Source organism: Azospirillum largimobile, assembly GCF_977007025.2.
In genome coordinates this window covers 362,371-379,063 of record NZ_CDRMUA020000004.1, presented here as the reverse complement: position 1 = coordinate 379,063, position 16,693 = coordinate 362,371, and the positions used below count along the sequence as shown (strand labels likewise).

At 68.0% G+C, this 16,693-nt stretch carries 14 protein-coding genes; 6 read left to right on the top strand and 8 right to left on the bottom strand.

Annotation, left to right across the window (positions count from 1 at the left end; translation table 11 throughout):
• Positions 1 to 61 precede the first annotated feature (61 nt).
• From ACWPKK_RS23240 to ACWPKK_RS23230, 3 genes are all read right to left on the bottom strand, one after another.
• Positions 62 to 1,060: a hypothetical protein gene (locus ACWPKK_RS23240; protein ID WP_452008975.1), complete on the bottom strand. Its 999-nt coding sequence runs from the start codon at positions 1,058 to 1,060 to the stop codon at positions 62 to 64.
• Positions 1,061 to 1,065: 5 nt separating this feature from the next.
• On the bottom strand, positions 1,066 to 2,145 hold the full coding sequence (locus tag ACWPKK_RS23235) for a hypothetical protein (protein WP_452008973.1): 1,080 nt from the start codon (positions 2,143 to 2,145) through the stop codon (positions 1,066 to 1,068).
• 109 nt (positions 2,146 to 2,254) lie between these two features.
• Positions 2,255 to 3,781: a bifunctional metallophosphatase/5'-nucleotidase gene (locus tag ACWPKK_RS23230; RefSeq protein WP_452008970.1), complete on the bottom strand. Its 1,527-nt coding sequence runs from the start codon at positions 3,779 to 3,781 to the stop codon at positions 2,255 to 2,257.
• Positions 3,782 to 3,967: 186 nt separating this feature from the next.
• Here ACWPKK_RS23230 and ACWPKK_RS23225 point away from each other — a divergent pair, with 186 nt between their 5' ends.
• Positions 3,968 to 4,666 carry a type 1 glutamine amidotransferase gene (locus tag ACWPKK_RS23225; RefSeq protein WP_452008967.1) on the top strand — a complete coding sequence of 233 codons (699 nt, stop codon included), beginning with the start codon at positions 3,968 to 3,970 and terminating at the stop codon, positions 4,664 to 4,666.
• On the opposite strand, the gene ACWPKK_RS23220 is transcribed toward ACWPKK_RS23225, so the two are convergent.
• Together ACWPKK_RS23220 and ACWPKK_RS23215 are read right to left on the bottom strand one after the other, a co-directional pair.
• Positions 4,632 to 6,290: an NTP transferase domain-containing protein gene (locus ACWPKK_RS23220; protein WP_452008964.1), complete on the bottom strand. Its 1,659-nt coding sequence runs from the start codon at positions 6,288 to 6,290 to the stop codon at positions 4,632 to 4,634. The two genes, ACWPKK_RS23225 and ACWPKK_RS23220, sit on opposite strands and share 35 nt — an antisense overlap.
• A gap of 119 nt (positions 6,291 to 6,409) precedes the next feature.
• Complete coding sequence (locus ACWPKK_RS23215) at positions 6,410 to 7,384, bottom strand: choline ABC transporter substrate-binding protein (protein WP_452008962.1); 975 nt, start codon at positions 7,382 to 7,384, stop codon at positions 6,410 to 6,412.
• A 350-nt stretch (positions 7,385 to 7,734) separates the two neighbouring features.
• Here ACWPKK_RS23215 and betI point away from each other — a divergent pair, with 350 nt between their 5' ends.
• Positions 7,735 to 8,310 carry a transcriptional regulator BetI gene (betI, locus tag ACWPKK_RS23210; RefSeq protein ID WP_324864928.1) on the top strand — a complete coding sequence of 192 codons (576 nt, stop codon included), beginning with the start codon at positions 7,735 to 7,737 and terminating at the stop codon, positions 8,308 to 8,310.
• A gap of 2 nt (positions 8,311 to 8,312) precedes the next feature.
• Here betI and ACWPKK_RS23205 read toward each other — a convergent pair whose 3' ends face one another.
• The 3 genes from ACWPKK_RS23205 to ACWPKK_RS23195 all read right to left on the bottom strand — a co-directional run bounded on the left by ACWPKK_RS23205 (position 8,313) and on the right by ACWPKK_RS23195 (position 10,856).
• Positions 8,313 to 9,212 (bottom strand): ABC transporter permease, encoded by a 900-nt coding sequence (locus ACWPKK_RS23205; RefSeq protein WP_452008959.1) that lies wholly within the window; start codon positions 9,210 to 9,212, stop codon positions 8,313 to 8,315.
• Positions 9,205 to 10,389, bottom strand: coding sequence for a quaternary amine ABC transporter ATP-binding protein (locus tag ACWPKK_RS23200; RefSeq protein WP_452009640.1), 1,185 nt, complete (start codon positions 10,387 to 10,389; stop codon positions 9,205 to 9,207). Before ACWPKK_RS23200 ends, ACWPKK_RS23205 begins: the two co-directional genes overlap by 8 nt.
• Before the next feature lie 263 nt (positions 10,390 to 10,652).
• Complete coding sequence (locus ACWPKK_RS23195) at positions 10,653 to 10,856, bottom strand: hypothetical protein (protein WP_149225871.1); 204 nt, start codon at positions 10,854 to 10,856, stop codon at positions 10,653 to 10,655.
• 462 nt (positions 10,857 to 11,318) lie between these two features.
• On the opposite strand from ACWPKK_RS23195, the gene ACWPKK_RS23190 reads away from it, so the two are divergent.
• The 4 genes from ACWPKK_RS23190 (at position 11,319) to ACWPKK_RS23175 (ending at position 16,623) form a co-directional block, all read left to right on the top strand.
• Positions 11,319 to 12,683 carry a methyl-accepting chemotaxis protein gene (locus ACWPKK_RS23190; RefSeq protein ID WP_452008957.1) on the top strand — a complete coding sequence of 455 codons (1,365 nt, stop codon included), beginning with the start codon at positions 11,319 to 11,321 and terminating at the stop codon, positions 12,681 to 12,683.
• 143 nt (positions 12,684 to 12,826) lie between these two features.
• Entirely contained in the window at positions 12,827 to 13,909 is a 1,083-nt protein-coding gene (locus ACWPKK_RS23185) for an AbrB family transcriptional regulator (protein WP_452008954.1), read from the top strand.
• 102 nt (positions 13,910 to 14,011) lie between these two features.
• On the top strand, positions 14,012 to 15,169 hold the full coding sequence (locus tag ACWPKK_RS23180) for a trans-sulfuration enzyme family protein (RefSeq protein ID WP_452008951.1): 1,158 nt from the start codon (positions 14,012 to 14,014) through the stop codon (positions 15,167 to 15,169).
• Between the two features lie 179 nt (positions 15,170 to 15,348).
• Positions 15,349 to 16,623, top strand: a complete 1,275-nt coding sequence (locus ACWPKK_RS23175) for an imelysin family protein (protein ID WP_452008949.1) — start codon at positions 15,349 to 15,351, stop codon at positions 16,621 to 16,623.
• Positions 16,624 to 16,693 lie beyond the last annotated feature (70 nt).

The window sequence follows — 16,693 nt, the reverse complement described above, 5'->3', positions numbered from 1 at the left end:
CTGACGGAACGCCAACATAGGCATGGTCGCCGTTCCGTCAAGAACCACTGTCATGCCGACGTCACGCCGACTTCGCCTGCAGCCGCACATACATGCCGTATTGCGCCGCCAAGGTCAGCACGATTTCCATGTACAGGTTGATCAGGCCGTTGGCGTAGAAGGCCGGGCAGCCGGTGTAGTGGCGTTCCCCCGCCATCGCGGTCGGCTCGATCAGGTCGGTGTTCAGGACGATCAGGTCCTTGTCCGGATCATAGAGGAAAGCCGACTGGTCGGGGCGCAGCGGGTGGATGGCCTGATGGTCGTCTGCCTCGATCTTTCCCGCCGCCATGAACTGGCACAGCATGCCAAGGCTACCCATGGCGAGCGGCAGCACCTGCTTCAGGCTGCGGCGGGCGAGGTCGTCATAGGCGGCCGCTTCCAGCCCCGGACGGAGCAGCGGGGCGGCTTCCACCAGATTCCAGCAGACATGCAGGGCAGTGTGGCTGCCCGTCTTGGTGATCGACAGAATGTCGTAGCCCGACGGCCCGTGCAGGACCGACTTCTGCAATTCGCGCCCCAGGACGTAACTGGCGGCGGCCATCTCGGTGATGGTTCCTTCCGTCCGGCAGCGGTCCTCCTCGACCATCACCTTGATCGTCCAATCGTTGATGATGGCATCCAGCAGGTGGCAGACCGAATCGCGCAGAAAACCGACCATGCGGTCCGGATCGGCGGCATCGATGCCGGTGGGATCGGCGAAATCCAGTCCATGCGGCGAGTCCGGCGGGGTCGACAGCACCAGATGGCCGGACTCGTCCAGCGGCATGCGGGCGATGATGTGCTCCCGCAGATCGACATAGAGCAAGCCCAGCAGGGTGTTGATGGCGACCTTCTCGAAATCCTCCTTGCGGGTGTCGGCATGGGCCGGGCAGTGGCCGGCCAGCGTCAACAGTTCCTCGCTGAGGAGATAGTTCGGGTCTTCCGCGATGCGGTGCAGGATCGGCGCGAGATTGATCCGGGCCATCCCGGCCTCCTCATGCGCGGAGGCGTAGGTGAGCGCGAAGTCGTTGGTCCGGGCCATCGGGCTCAGCCCTCCTGCAGGCGGTCGTAGACGGAATATTCCAGGGCCAGCCCGGCCACGATGTCCAGATACAGCTTGATCAGGTTCGTGGTGTAGAAGGCCGGGCAGCCGGTGTAGTAGCGCTCGCCCGGCTTGGCGAAGGTGACGATGGGATCGGCGTTCAGCCGGATCAGGCCGTTGCCGTCCAGCACGAAGGCGGTCTGGTCCTTGGGCAGCCGGTGAACCGCCAGCCCGTCAGCCGGCTCGATCCCGCTTTCCTCCATGTAGTGGACCAGCATGCCGAGGCTGGCCATCGACAGCGGCACGATCTGCTTCAGGCTGCGGCGGACGAGGTCGTCGTAGAAGGCGGCGTCACGGCCGGGCACCAGCAGAGGAGCAGCCTCCACCAGCGCCCAGCAGATGTGGATCGCGGTGTGGCTGCCGGTCTTGGTGATCGACAGCATGTCGTAGCCGGCGCGCTGGTAGAGCGGCGAATGCTCCAGCACGCTGCGCAGGACGAAGGTCGCCGCCGCCTCCAGCGAGATGGCGCCCGACCCCTGGGAGCGGAAATACTCCTCCTCATGCACCAGATCGACGGCCCAGCCGGTGATTAGCCCGTCCAGCAGGTGGCAGGTGGCATCGCGCAGGACGGAGCAGAGGACGTCCGGCGCCGCCGCAGCCATGGCGACGCGGTCGGCCGGGTCCAGCCCATGCAGCGAGCGCGGCGGGATCGGCAGCATCGGCCGCCCATCCGCGTCGAAGGGCAGCTTCTCGGCGATGTGGTCGCGCAGCCGGTTGAACAGCAGGGCCAGCAGGCTGTTGACCGCCACCTTGTCCGCATCGTCCTGCGGGATCGGCGCGGCGCCGTCCTTCGCTCCCTCTGGCGCTCCCTCTGGCGCTCCCTCTGGCGCTCCCTCGGCCTTGCCGGAATGGAACGGGCACTGGCCGCCGCCCTGCCGGAAATCCTCGCTGAACAGGAAGTTCGGATCCGCCTGGATGCGCTGCAGGATATGGGCGATCGACACCCGCCCCAAACCGGCCTCGCCATGGGCGGTGTTGAAGGTCTGGGCGAAGTCGTTGGAACGGCTGGGCAGGGTATCGGACATGCGGCGGCTTCCGGCGCGGATATAGGGCGGACGGGCTACCCTAAAGGGAAATGCCGCACCCGCGCAACGGAGTGTCGCATCGCAGCCCGATAATGTCCCGGCTGCTGCGTTATTTTGCCACGATCCGCCCTTCCACCGCGGACGTGACCGTTCTCTTGGATTCCACGTGGTTCATCACGATGGTCGCCAGCAACACCGCCCCCGATGCGTCGACGATCACTTTGGACCGTGGGAAGGCGGCATAGCCGTCACCGCCCTTCAGCATGTAGTCGTTGGTCGCGACGCGGTAGGTCGCCTGTGGGTCGATCGGCTTGCCTCCCACCGTCACTTCGGTCACCCGGCGGCCGGCCGGGGCCTTGGGATCATAGGTCATGGTCAGGCCCGACACCTGCGGGAAACGGCCGGCCTTCTCCTCCACCTTGCCGACGCCGTGCTCCAGGGTGGAGATCAGGTCCTGCCCGGACATCTCCACCAGAACCCCGACATTGCCGAAAGGAAGTTCGGCGAAGATGTCCTTGCGGGTCAGCTTGGCCCCCGCGGGATGCAACGCATCGGCACGGATACCGCCACCGTTGGTGATCGCGACATCGGCCTTCAGCGTCTCGCGCAGGGCGTCGGCGATCAGGTTGCCCATGCTGGCCTCACGGCTGCGCACGACATCCTTGCGGCTATCCAGTTCGGTCGTAGTGGTGCCGATCACCGCGGCGAGGTCGCCGTCGAGCCGCTTGGTATAGCCCTCCACGACCTGCTCCACCTCCGGATCCGGGGCGACGCCGGCGGTGGTGACGAAGCGCCACTCGGTCGGCACGGTGGTGGTCGCCGGCCCCTTGCCGGAGTCCCCGGTTTCCACGGCCAGCTTGACGACGCCGAGATACTGCGCGTCGTGCCCGGCCTTCAAGATCAGGGTGGAGCCCTCATAAAAGCTGATCGGGTCATGGTCGTGGCCGCCCAGGATCAGGTCGATGCCCTTGACCTTGGAAGCCAGTTGCCGGTCCTCCTCGATCGTGAGATGGGTCAGCGCCACCACGACCGCAGCGCCTTTGGCGCGCAACTCCTTCACCGCCGCCGCGGCGGTGTCCAGCACGGGCGGGAAGTCGAGGCTGGGGCCGGCGCTCGACAGGCGGGCGGTGTCGGGGGTGATCAGGCCGATGAAGCCGACGGTGATGCCGTCGACGGTCCTCGTCCAACTCGGCACCGTGTTCGCGAAGGCGGAGCCGTCGGCGGAGCGCACATTGGTGCCGATCCAGGGGAATTTCGATTCGGCCATCCGCCGCTTCAGCGCGTCGGGGCCGAAGTCGAATTCATGGTTGCCGAAGGTCACCGCATCGACGCCGATGGCGTTGAACAGGGTGATCATCTGCTCGCCCTGTGTCGTGCCCGACAGCAGCGACGGCGACAGGAAATCCCCGCCGACGGTGGTGAAGGCGTCGGGGGCCGAGGCGCGTTCGCGCTTCAGCAGCGTCGCCAGCGGCCCGAACCCGCCCTGCCCCTTCACCGGCGCGATCTCATACACGTCGTTGATGTGCAGGAAGGTCAGCGAGCCGTTCTGCGCCCAGGCGGGGAAAGAGGCGGGGAGGGCCAAGCCGAGGATGGCGGCGACCAGCGGAGCGGCGAGCAGGCGGGGGCGGAAAGGCATGGGACGGACCTCCGGCGCGGAGCGGAATGGACGGGTGACAGGCACTCTAGACCAGCAGCCAAGCGCCGCGCATAGCGGCTTTGCGGGGCGGAGCATGGGATCTGGAGCGCCCGCGGCTTGAACTCCGCCCGCGACGGTCTCACAACTTGATGACACCCGTGCCAACGACGCGAGCCGAGCAGACCCATGCGCATCCTGGTCGTTCAGAACAGCCGCACCGCTCCCATCGGTCTGGTGGGCGAGGCGCTGACCGGCAACGGCGCCACCCTCCACACCATTGCCGCCAACGAGGGGGAGGCGATCCCGGAAAAGGACGGCTATGCCGGCCTCGTGGTGCTGGGCGGTCCACAGGACGCCTGGGACGACGCCAAAGGCCCGCATTTCGGCCGGGTGATGGACGTGATCCGCGATTTCACCGATGCCGACCGGCCGGTGATGGGCATCTGCCTGGGCGCGCAGCTGGCCGCCCGCGCCTATGGCGCCAAGGTCTACCGCCATACCACGCCGGAACTGGGCATCCACCGGGTCAGCCTGACCGATGGGGCGCAGGACGACCCGCTGCTGGGCGGCTTCGGTCCGGAGTTGAACCTCGCCCAGTGGCATTACGACACCTTCGAGTTTCCCGAGGGTGCGGTGCCGCTGGCCTATAGCGAGGCCTGCGACCGGCAGGCCTTCCGGCTCGGCCGCGCCACCTATGCCTTCCAGTTCCACCCCGAGGCGACCGGCGACATTCTGCGCGGCTGGGCCTCCCGCATCCGGGAGGAAGCGCGGGAGAGCAATGCGGAGATGCTGCACGGCCTGGAGGACTCCATCGCCACCCACATGCCGGTGGCGGAGCAGTTCACCCGCGCTATGACCCGGCGCTGGCTGGATCTGGCGCGCTGATTACACCGCTGCCGGCGGTCTCGGCGAAGCGGGCCAGCAGGTCGGGGGTATCGACGTCGTAGAGGATGCCGGCATCCTCCACCGGCACCTCGCACAGCCGGTCGGCATGCTGGCCGATCAGCCGCTTCGCCCCGGCATCGCCGGTCAGCGCCGCCATCTCGGTGAAGAAGGCGCGATCCCACAGCACGGGGTTGCCCTGCTTGCCATGGGTGGTCGGCACGCAGATGGCGCGGCCTTCCAATGGGCTGTAGGCGGCGATCAGCCGGTCGATCACGGCGGACGCCACCCGAGGCATGTCGCCCAGGCACACCACCACCGCGTCCGACTCACTCGGCACCGCCGCCAGCCCGGCGCGCAGCGAACTGCTCAGCCCCTCGGCGAAGGCGGGATTGTGGACGAAGGTCACCGGGCGGTCGGACAGCACCCGCGCCACGCTTTCGCCCTGATGACCGGTGACGACGATGACGTTGGCGGCTTGCGAGGCCAGGGCCGCATCCACTGCGCGGGCGACCAGCGGGGCGCCGTTCACCTCCGCCAGCAGCTTGTTGGTCGGTCCCATGCGGCTGGAGCGGCCGGCCGCGAGCACCAGGGCGGTGACCCGCGGCGCCCGTGGCGCCTCCGCCGCCACGCCGGCCCGCGGCAGGGGGCGCGTCGGAATCTCCGCCAGCAGCCCGCCGACGCCCATCCGCATCACGTCCGCCCTGCCCGGCGGTACGCCCGCAGCGATGCGCTGCAGCACCCAGTCGAAGCCGTTCAGCTTGGGCGAGCGCGCGCAGCCCGGCAGACCCAGCACCGGCTTGCCCCCGCGCCGGCCAAGCAGCAGCAGGTTGCCGGGGTCCACCGGCATGCCGAAATGCTCGACCACGCCGCCCGCCCGCTCGATGGCCGCGGGCAGCACGTCGCGCCGGTCGGTGATGGCGGAGGCCCCGGCGATCAGCAGCAGGTCCGCAGGCGGCATCGCGGCGATCAGGTCCGCCAGCGCGCCCTCGTCATGGGCGCAGCGCGCCTCCTGGACCAGCGTGCCGCCGAGGGCCTCGACCCGCTCCCGCGTCACCGCCACGGTCTTGTCGAGAACGCTGTCCTTCACCCCCGGCAGCCGGGTCTGGATCAGCGCCACCGACAGTGGACGGTAGGGAAGGACGGCCAGCGGTGGCGCATCATTGGCCGCCAGACGCTCCGCCTGCTCCACCGCGGCGACGGGGGCGGCGAAGGGGATGATCTTGACGGTCGCCAGCATCTGGCCCGGCTCGACCGCGGCATGATCCGGCAGGGTGGCGATGGTGACGCTCTCGTCGATCGCGTTGATGGCGTCGATGCGCGCCGGGTCGAGGCGAAGCAGGCCGCGCGCCTCCGCGAACAGGTTGACGCGGCCGGTGAAGGCGGCGGCAACCTGCACGCCACCGCCCGCCACTGCGGCGGCGATGCGGGTGGCGGCGGCGTCCTCCCCGATATCGGCATCCGACAGCTTGGCGGCGATCACCTCGCCGACACCCGCCTCCCGCAGGGCCGCGACATCCGCAGCCGACAGCCGCCGGCCCTTCTTGAAGACCAGCGCCCCCAGGCGGAGCGAATGGGCGAGGATTGCGCCCTCTGCGTCGGACAGGGGAAGCGGGCCGAAAAACATGGGGGCTCCGGAGCGGGCACGAAGGAATGCCAACCGATATGGCGACCGCACCACGGCCTAGCAATGGCCGGGTTGCCGCCTTGGGCCGGCGCGACTGCCGTCCGGAGCCCTCCGTCGGGTCACGACTTCGCGGCCACGCCCAGCTTGGCCTGCACGGCCGCCAGACCGTCCTTGCCGTCGATGGTGGTGACGCCGTTCAGCCAGCCCTTCAGCACGTCGGGGTTCTTCTTCAGCCAGGCCTTGGCGGCGGCATCCGGCTTCTTGTTGCCGTTCATGATCTCGTCCATCACCGCGTTTTCCATGTCCAGGGTGAAGGACAGGTTGGACAGCAGCTTGCCGACATTCGGGCACTCGGCGGCGTAGCCCTTGCGGACGTTGGTGGCGACGGTGGCGCCGCCCAGATTGGGGCCGAACCAGTCGTCACCGCCCTCCAGATAGGTCAGCTCGAAGCTCTTGTTCATGGGATGCGGCTCCCAGCCCAGGAACACGACCCAGCCCTTGCCGCGGGAGGCCCGCTTCACCTCAGCCAGCATGCCGGCCTCGCTGGATTCCACCAGCTTGAAGTCCTTCAGGCCGAAGGCGTCGGCCTTCAGCATCTTGTCGATGATCAGGTTGCCGTCGTTGCCGGCCTCGATGCCGTAGATCTTGCCGCCCAGCTTGTCCTTGAACTTGGCGATGTCGGCGAAGGTCTTCAGCCCGGCCTCGGCGGCATATTTCGGGACGGCGAGCGTGTATTTGGCGCCTTCCAGGTTGACGCGCGTCACCTCGACGGAGCCGTCCTCCAGCACCGGCTTCAGGAACGGCTCCATCGTCGGCATCCAGTTGCCGAGGAAGACGTCGAGCGACTTGGTTTTCAGCCCGGTATAGACCAGCGGCACCGACGACATGGTGGTGGTCGGCTTGTAGCCCAGCGCGTCCAACGTGACGGAGGCGAGCGCTGTCGTCGCCGCGATGTCGGTCCAGCCGACGTCGCCGAAGCGCACCGCCTTGCAGGACGCCGGATCGGCGGCCAGCGCCCCGCCGGCACCCAGCGCCATCACCGCAGCGACACCGACGCCCGCGATCCCCTTGGCCACAGCCATCCATCCGCTCATATCCTCAACTCCTCTTTCCTGTGGTTCCGGTTCATCTGGTCTGTTTTTCAGTCCGCGGATCGAGGCCCCTCTCCCTCGATGGGAGAGGGGTTGGGGTGAGGGTGGCGCCGGCGAATGCCGGCCGGGAATTTGCTTCCCAGCTTTTCAAACTGGACCGCACCCCTCACCCCAAACCCCTCTCCCGCAAGGGGAGAGGGGCTTTTGCCGATCTCCCGACGCCCAAGTCCTCTGCACAGCTCTGCCGTTTTCGTCATCGACGAAGCGGCGAAAATGGCGCATTTGTTGCGATGCAAGCCAAGGTCCCGGTTGCGGCCGGCCGTGGCGGAGATGGACAGGAGACCGCTCGCCCCATGCCCAAAGTCGGAATGGAACCGATCCGCCGCCGTCAGTTGATCGACGCGACCATCACCTCGATGGGCGAGCATGGACTGGTCGACACCACGGTCCAGACGATCAGCCGCGGGGCCGGCGTGTCGCCCGGCATCATCCATCACTATTTCGGCGGCAAGGACGAGCTGCTGGCCGCCACCATGCGCAGCATGCTGCAACAGCTGCGCGACGATGCGACCCAGCGGCTGGCGACCGCCGATTCTCCGCGTGCGAGGTTGGAGGCGATCGTCGACTGCAACTTCGCCCCCGACCAGTTCGAGCCGCGGGTGGTCGCCGCATGGCTCGGCTTCTGGGCGCAGGCGCCGCACAACCCGGCGCTGGCACGACTGCAACGGATCAACGCCCGCCGCCTGCATTCCAACCTGCTGCACGCCCTGCGCCCCCTGCTTCCGGCCGAGCGGGCGGAGCGGGTGGCGGTCGGGCTGGCGGCGATGATCGACGGTCTGTGGCTGCGCTTCGCCCTGACCGGAGCCATGGACGGCAGCGCCGCGCGCGCCGTGGCGCTGGGCTACCTCGATTCCGAACTGAACGCCTGAGATCACCGCCGCCACCAGCGCCGATTCCTAGACCTGGAGGCGGCGGGCCGGCCGAAACTCTGGGTGATGCGGTCGAGCACGACGGCGAGCAGCACCACGCTGAGCCCGCTCTGCACGCCGAGCCCGATGTCGAGGCGCTGGATGCCCTGCAGCACCACGTTGCCGAGACCGCCGGCACCGATCATCGAGGCAACCACGATCATCGAGAGCGCCATCATCATGGTCTGGTTCACCCCGGCCATGATCGACGGCAGGGCGTTGGGCAACTGCACCTTGAATAGAAGCTGGTGGCTGCGGCAGCCGAAGGCGCGGCCGGCCTCCACCAGCTCCTCCGGCACCTGCCGGATGCCGAGCGCGGTCAGCCGCACCGCCGGCGGCATGGCGAACACCACCGTGGCGATGATCCCCGGCACCCGTCCCAGCCCGAAGAACATCACCGCCGGAATCAGATAGACGAAGGCCGGCATGGTCTGCATCAGGTCGAGCAGGGTCTTGCCCACCCCGTCGGCGACCTTGCTGCGCGCCATCCAGATGCCGAGCGGCACCCCGCCGATCAGGCTGAGCGCGGTGGAGGCGAGCACGAGGCCGAGGGTCGAGACCGTCGGCTCCCACAGGCCCATCACGAAAATGCCGCCGAACGCCAGCAGCGTAAACAGGGCGAAGCCGCGCCCGACCCGCCACAGGGCGATCGCGGCCAGCACCAGCGCCAGCAGCCAGGGCGGCACGCCAAGCAGCAGTTCGTCCAGCACGCCGCCCAGCCCGTCGACCACCCCGGCGATGGCGTTCAGCGCCGGCTGGCCATGGTCGAGGATCGACTCCACCAGCCATTCGGAACCGCGGGCGATACCGCCGCCGATGGTCTCGCTCAACCACTCCACGTCGATGAACGCCGCCTCAGCCATGGCGCACCTCGCGGCCTGCGCCCTCGCCCCGGTCCAGCGCCGCCAGCAGTGCCGCGCGGGAGATCACGCCGACAAAGCGTCCGTCGGCCTCCACCACCGGCAGCGGGCAGGGCGCCGCGGCGGCACGGCCCAGCAGCGAGTGCAGCGGCGTATCCGCCGCCACCGGTTCCAGCCCGAACAACGCCGATGTGCCGTCGCCGGCCAGCACGCCGCGGAAATGGCCGGCGGCATCGGTGCGGTAGCGGAAACGCGCCCCCTCCCCCTCTCCCGCGGCGTCTCCCGGCGTCGGTGGGCGGGCGAGATCGCGGGCGCGCAGAACGCGGGAGGAATCGACGCCGCGGAAGAAGGCGCGGACATAATCATCGGCCGGCGCGCGCAGGATCTCTGCGGGCGTGCCGATCTGGGCGATCCGTCCGTCCTCCATCACCGCGATACGGTCGGCGATCCGCATCGCCTCCTCCGCATCGTGGGAGATGAAGACGATGGTGCGGGCGTCCTCGCGCTGGAGACGAAGAAGCTCGTCCTGCATGTCGGTGCGGATCAGCGGGTCGAGCGCCGAAAACGCCTCGTCCATCAGCATGATCGTCGGATTCTTGGCAAGCGCGCGGGCAAGCCCGACCCGCTGCTGCATGCCGCCCGACAACTCATGCGGATAGCGGTCGGCATAGGCGCCCAGCCCCACCCGTTCCAGCGCCGCCATGGCCGCCTTGCGCCGCTGTCCGCGCGGAACCCTGGCGACCTCCAGCCCGAAGGCGGCATTCTCCAGGGCGGTGCGGTTGGGCAGCAGGGCGAAGGATTGGAAGACCATGCTCATGTCCCGCCGCAGCACCTCGACCAGACCGCCGTGCGACAACCGGGTCAGGTCGCGGCCGTCCAGCCGGATCTCCCCCTCCGACGGTTCGATCAGCCGGTTCAGCAGGCGGACGATGGTCGATTTGCCCGACCCGGACAGGCCCATGATGACGAAGATCTCGCCGGCGCGAATGTCGAAGCTGGCCTCCGCCACGCCGACATTGACGTTCAAGGTCCGCAACACCTCCGCCTTCGTCGCGCCACGGCGCAGCATCTCCAGCGCCGGGCGCGGATCGTCGGCGAAGACCTTGCGCAGGCCGCGAACCGTCAGGCGCACCTCTGCCGTTCCCGTCGAAGACGGGCCGGTGGGCGTGGGCAGGTTCATGGACATGGCAAGACTTCCGGAACGCAACAGAACGGGATGATGGCAATCGGGCCGTAGATTGCCCCGAGACGAGGGGCGCGGTCGATAGCCGCGTTCACGGAATCTGCATTTTGATGACGTCGTTACCCATTTCGCCGCACATGACCACGCGTTTTATTTTGATTGGTCGTTCAATAAAAAATACTGGCACGACATTGAGCTGCGGGCCATGCCCTCCCCTTTTCAACCGGAAAGGGGAGGGCCGGGCGAAAGCGGCCCCCGGATCAGCCGGGTTTGCCGGACTTGGTTTCCGGGCGCATCTTCACCGGATTGGTGGGGTTGTGGGCGCCTTCGGCATCCTGTTGGACGTTGTATTTGCTGTGGCTGCCGCCCTTGGGCTTGTCGCTGTTGCGGTCGGTGGGCGGCCCCTGCTCGCCATGCGGCTGGCTGGTGTCGCCGCCGGTGCGGCGGGTGGTCTCGTCGGCCATTGCATCCTCCTTGCAGGCGATGACTGACCGCTCAACCAGTCCCGGCGCCGATCGTTCCTGGAAAGCGACCTCCGCTTCGACGGCTATCGAAGCCTTACGGCAAAGGCACGGCTACTCCGTGAAAATGCAAGAAACCCACACCATTTCCTCTTTCCTCCTGTGGGTATTGGACGGCCCTGTTTCACTTTTGTTAAGTATGTCTCTGACGAACGACCGGCAGGCCGTTTGGATCAGTAAGTAAAATGTGCAGGGTCAAACGTTTTAGATTTTCAATTTCCTGCTGACGAAATATTTATCTAAAAGATTACACTTCATTCATGCGCCATGTTCGTGCTTAGTTATCACACGCCATACTGCGGTATTCAGAGATTGTTGGCCGCAACAATCCATCCGGGCAGCGGGCCAGTGGCCGGCGGCAGCGGCAGCCGCACCAAGGGTTTCGGAATAGAGGGTCGTCCGATCATGAGTGTCGCGCTGTCCAACGGGCATGCAAAGCGCCTTGCCGCCTTCGCCATCACCGAGGATGATCTTGCCATTCTTCGGGCCAACCGGGATTTCGCCGAGCGCAGGCTTCCCGGACTCCTCGAACAGTGGCACCGCTATTTCGACGCATGGCCGGAGATCCAGTCCGCGCTTAAGCAGCCGGAAGTGCATGCCGCCCGTGTCGACCATTGGTCCCGCGCCGCTTCCGGACGGCTCGACGAGGGCTTCGGCGAGTCCGCCCGGCGGCTGGCCTCGCTGTTCTACAGCAACGGCGTTCCCGCTTATGCGGTGTCGATCTGCCATTACATCGTCAGCACGAACATCGCCCGCGAACTGGGCCTGACCGGTGGCGGCGACGACGGCGTGATGGCCGGCCTGTTCGGTGCCGGTGCCCGCCGCACCCGTGCCGCCCAGTTGGAGGCGCTGACCAAGATCGCCTGGTTCGACATGGAACTGCTGCTGGAGACCTACAAGGCCGCCGAAGAGGACAGCAAGCGCGCCACGCTCGACCGGCTGGCCGGCGATTTCGAGGGCAGCGTGAAGAGCATCGTGGAGGGCACGGTCTCCGCGTCCGACCAGATGCAGGCGCATGCCCGCCGCATGTCGGAGATCGCGACCGCCACCAGCCGCCGCTCCACCGATGTCGCGTCGGAGACGGAGATCGCCTCCTCCAGCATGCAGACGGTCGCCGCCGCGACGGAGCAACTCTCCGCCTCCATCTCCGACATCAGCCGCCACGTCAACGAATCGTCCCGCATCTCGTCCTCCGCCGTCGACGAGGCGGAACGCACGAAGGGGACCGTCAGCGGCCTGGTCGAAGCGGCGCGGCGCATCGGCGACGTGGTCAACCTGATCAACAGCATCGCCAGCCAGACCAATCTGCTGGCCCTGAACGCCACCATCGAGGCCGCCCGTGCGGGGGAGGCCGGCAAGGGCTTCGCCGTCGTCGCCAACGAGGTGAAGCATCTGGCCAATCAGACCGCCAAGGCGACGGAGGACATCTCCACCCAGATCGCCGGCATGCAGGCTGCTGCCGGCAACGCCGCCGAAGCAATCCATGCGGTGGGCCGCACCATCACCCAGATCAACGAAATCGTCACGACCGTCGCCGCGACGGTGGAGGAACAGACCGCCGCCACCCAGGAGATCACCCGCAACGTGCAGGAGGTGGCCATCGGCGCCCGCCGCGTCACAGGGTCCATCGGGCAGGTGACGCAATCCTCGGCGGAAACCGGCGGCATCGCGCAGGAGGTGCTGTCGGCGGCCGGCCTGCTGCACCGTCAGGCGGACGATCTGAACCGGGGTGTCGGCGATTTCCTCAGCCGCATCCGCTCCGCCAGCTGACCCCGTCCGGGCTCCTCACCCCGGCCGCACCGGCCCCACCGGCCCCGGCTGCATGGCTGCCGCGCCCGCCCTGCCGCTGGACGGAAAGGTCCTGCGGCAGGCAGCATGCTCCGGTCGCAAACTATTCGTATAGGTATGAATCCGTGGCGGGTGCGGGGGATCGGGCGGAAGCCGGGTGGCCGAAGGGCTGGGCTGGCAAGCTGGCGCAATGGGCGGGCCTGCTCGCGCTGTCGGGGGCGATCACGCTGGGGCTGGACGGGATCGGGCTGCCGGCCGCCTGGCTGATCGGGCCGATGGTCGGAGCGATCGCGTTCGGCGTCGGCGGCGCTTCCATCCGGGTGCCGCCGTCCGGCTTCACCGTGGCCCAGGCGATCATCGGCTGTCTCGTCGCCCATGCCGTCACTGTGTCGATCCTGCTGTCCATCGCCCGCAACTGGCCGCTGATGCTGGGAACGGTCGGGCTGACGGTGGCGGTCAGCGGCATCGTCGGCTGGCTCTTCGTCCGCTACGGCAGCCTGCCCGGAACCACCGCAGCCTGGGGCGTGTCGCCGGGAGCCGCCGCGGCCATGGTCGCGATGGCGGGACAGCATGGCGCGGACGCCCGGCTGGTCGCGGTGATGCAGTATCTGCGCGTGGTTCTGGTGGTGCTCAGCGCCTCCCTGGTCACCCATGCGTTGACCGCCGGCTCGCAAGGCGCGACGCCGGCCGCCGCCCCGGTCGAGGCGCTGGACCCGGCGGGGTTGGCGGCGACCCTGCTGGTCGCCCTGGTCGGCGGCTGGATCGGGCACCGGTTCCGCATCCCGTCCGGCGCCCTTCTGGTCCCGATGGTGCTGGGGGCGCTGGTCCAGACCGGCGCCGGGATATCGCTTCAACTGCCGCACACGCTGCTGACCGTCACATACGCAGTGATCGGCTGGAGCATCGGCCTGCGCTTCACCCGCGAAGTGCTGGGCCACGCGTTCCGTGCGGTGCCGCAGATGCTGCTGTCGACCGCGCTGATGATCGCGCTGTGCAGCCTGTCGGCCTGGATGCTGGTCACGCTGCTGCCCACCGACCCGCTGACCGCCTTTCTCGCCACCAGCCCAGGCGGGCTCGATTCCGTCGTGGTGATCGCGCTCGGCACCGGGGTGGACCTGCCGCTGGTTTTGGCGCTGCAGACCTTGCGGCTGTTCGTGGTGGTGCTGTCCGGACCGCCTTTGGCCCGCCTGATCGCCCGTTACGCCTGAGCCTTCGGCGAAAGTCGGACTTCCGGACGGGACGTTGCGCCGGCTCTGGTTCGAAGCGTATCCTTCGTCCCCCCTTACGCCCCGATCCGGAGTGCCCCGGCAATGACCGACCGTCCCCACCGTCCCGAAACCATCGCCGCCGGCGCCCTGGGGTTTGAGGACGCCGCCAGCGGCGCGGTCATTCCGCCGATCCACCCCTCCACCACCTACATCCGCGATCCCGACAATGGCTATGGCCGCGGCCGGGTCTACGCCCGCGCCGACAACCCGACCTTCGACACGCCGGCCCGCACCATCACCGAACTGGAAAAGGGCGCGGACACGCTGCTGTTCGCCTCCGGCATGGCGGCGGCGACGGCTGTGTTCCAGGCGCTCGATCCCGGCGACCATGTGGTCGTTCCCGACGTGATGTACTGGGCCTTCCGCAACTGGGTGCATGGTCCGGCGACCCGCTGGGGCCTGCGGGTGGAAGGGGTCGACACCAGCAACACCGACGCGGTCCGAGCCGCGCTCCGCCCCGGCCAGACGCGGCTGGTCTGGCTGGAGACGCCGGCCAACCCGCTGTGGACCGTCACCGACATCGCCGCGGTGGCGGAACTCGCGCATGACGCCGGGGCCTGGCTCGCCGTGGACAGCACGGTGGCGACGCCGGTGCTGACCCGTCCGCTGGAACTGGGCGCCGACATCGTCATGCATTCGGCGACCAAATACCTGAACGGCCATTCGGACGTCGTCGCCGGCACCCTGACCGCCGCCCGCAAGGACGAGTTCTGGGGCCGCATCAAGGCGGTGCAGACCCAGCAGGGCGGCATCCTCGGCAGCTTCGAGGCCTGGCTTCTCCAGCGCGGGCTGCGCACCCTGTTCGCCCGCGTCCGCTGGCAGTGCGCCGCCGCCATGACCCTGGCGGAGCGGCTGTCCGCCCATCCGCAGGTGTCGGAGGTGCTCTATCCCGGCCTGCCCGGCTTCCGGGGCCATGGCATCGCCTCCCGCCAGATGACCGGCGGCTTCGGCGGCATGCTGTCGATCCGGGTGAAGGGCGGCACCCAGGCCGCCATCGACACCGCCGCCCATGTCGGCGTCTGGCGCCGCGCCACCTCGCTGGGCGGGGTGGAAAGCCTGATCGAACACCGCGCCAGCATCGAAGGCCCGACCTCCCCGGTTCCCGGCGACCTGCTGCGCCTGTCGGTCGGCCTTGAGTCGCCCGACGATCTGTTCGAAGATCTGGGCCAGGCGCTCAATTGGGCACTCCGCCAGGGGTGAGGAACGGCCGCCCTTCCCTTCCCACCGGGTAATATCGACGCAGCCATCGGCCGCAGCCGCTTTTCCGAGTATCCCCAACGCGGATAGGGCTTGACAGTGAGAATGATTCGCGACGTTATTCGCTGAGAATCAGTCGCACTTTCCGTCATTTCAGACCACCGACGTTCGAGGAGACCTCCATGTCGAAGCGCGCTGCCGGCCTTGCCGCCGTAGCCGTCGTTGCCCTGATGCCGTTCGCCGCCCAGGCGGCGGCACCGGCCTACAAGGACGTGGCGAAGAACTACGCCGACATCGCCCATGCCGCCTACGAGGACGCCACCAACAGCGCCAAGGCGCTGAAGAAGGCGGTGGATGCCCTGGTCGCCAACCCGACGGAGGAGACCCTGGTGAAGGCGCGCGAGGCCTGGAAGGCCGCCCGCGTCCCCTACATGCAGACGGAAGCCTTCCGCTTCGGCAACCCGATCGTCGACGAATGGGAAGGCAAGGTGAATGCCTGGCCGCTGGACGAGGGCCTGATCGACTATGTCGACGACGGCTATGCCGGCGGCGAGAGCAACCCCTACGCCAAGGCCAATGTCATCGCCAACGCGAAGATCACGGCCGGTGGCAAGACGATCAACGCGGCGAAGATCAACAAGGGCCTGCTTGGCGAAAAGCTGCACGAAGCAGGGAAGGTCGAGGCGAACGTCGCCACCGGCTATCACGCCGTCGAATTCCTGCTGTGGGGCCAGGACCTGAACGGCACCGGCCCGGGTGCGGGCGCACGCAAGGCGACCGACTACGCCAAGGGCAAGGACTGCACCAACGGCCATTGCGACCGCCGCGCCCAGTATCTGGCCGTCGCCACCCAGATGCTGGTCGACGACCTCGCCGAGATGACCGCCGACTGGGCGCCGAAGGGCAAGGCCCGCGCCTCCATCGCCAAGGCTCCGGAAGGCGAAGGCATCGCCCGCATGCTGACCGGGCTGGGTTCGCTGAGCTACGGCGAACTGGCGGGCGAGCGCATGAAGCTCGGCCTGATGCTGCACGACCCGGAGGAGGAGCATGATTGCTTCTCCGACAACACCCACAACTCGCACTATTACGACGAAGTCGGCATGGTGAACGTCTACAACGGCAGCTACAAGCGCATCGACGGCAAGACCGTGTCGGGTGCCTCGCTGTCGCAGCTGGTCGCCGCCAAGTCCGCCGACGCCGACGCCGCGGTGAAGACCGCCATGGCCGAGACCATGAAGGCGATGCAGGCGATCAAGGACACCGCCGACAGCGGCAAGATGGCCTACGACCAGATGATCGCCGCCGACAACGAGGACGGCAACAAGCTGGTGGCCTCCGCCGTCGACCGTCTTGTCGACCAGAAGAAGGCGCTGGAAGGCGCCGTCAGCACCCTGGGCGTCTCCATCAGCGTCCAGGGCTCCGACAGCCTCGACGATCCGTCGAAGGTCGGCAAGTAAGCCTGCATCCGGCTCCGGTCCCGCGCCTCATCCGCGCATGACCGTTCCCCCACCTTCCCTTCCGGACCGA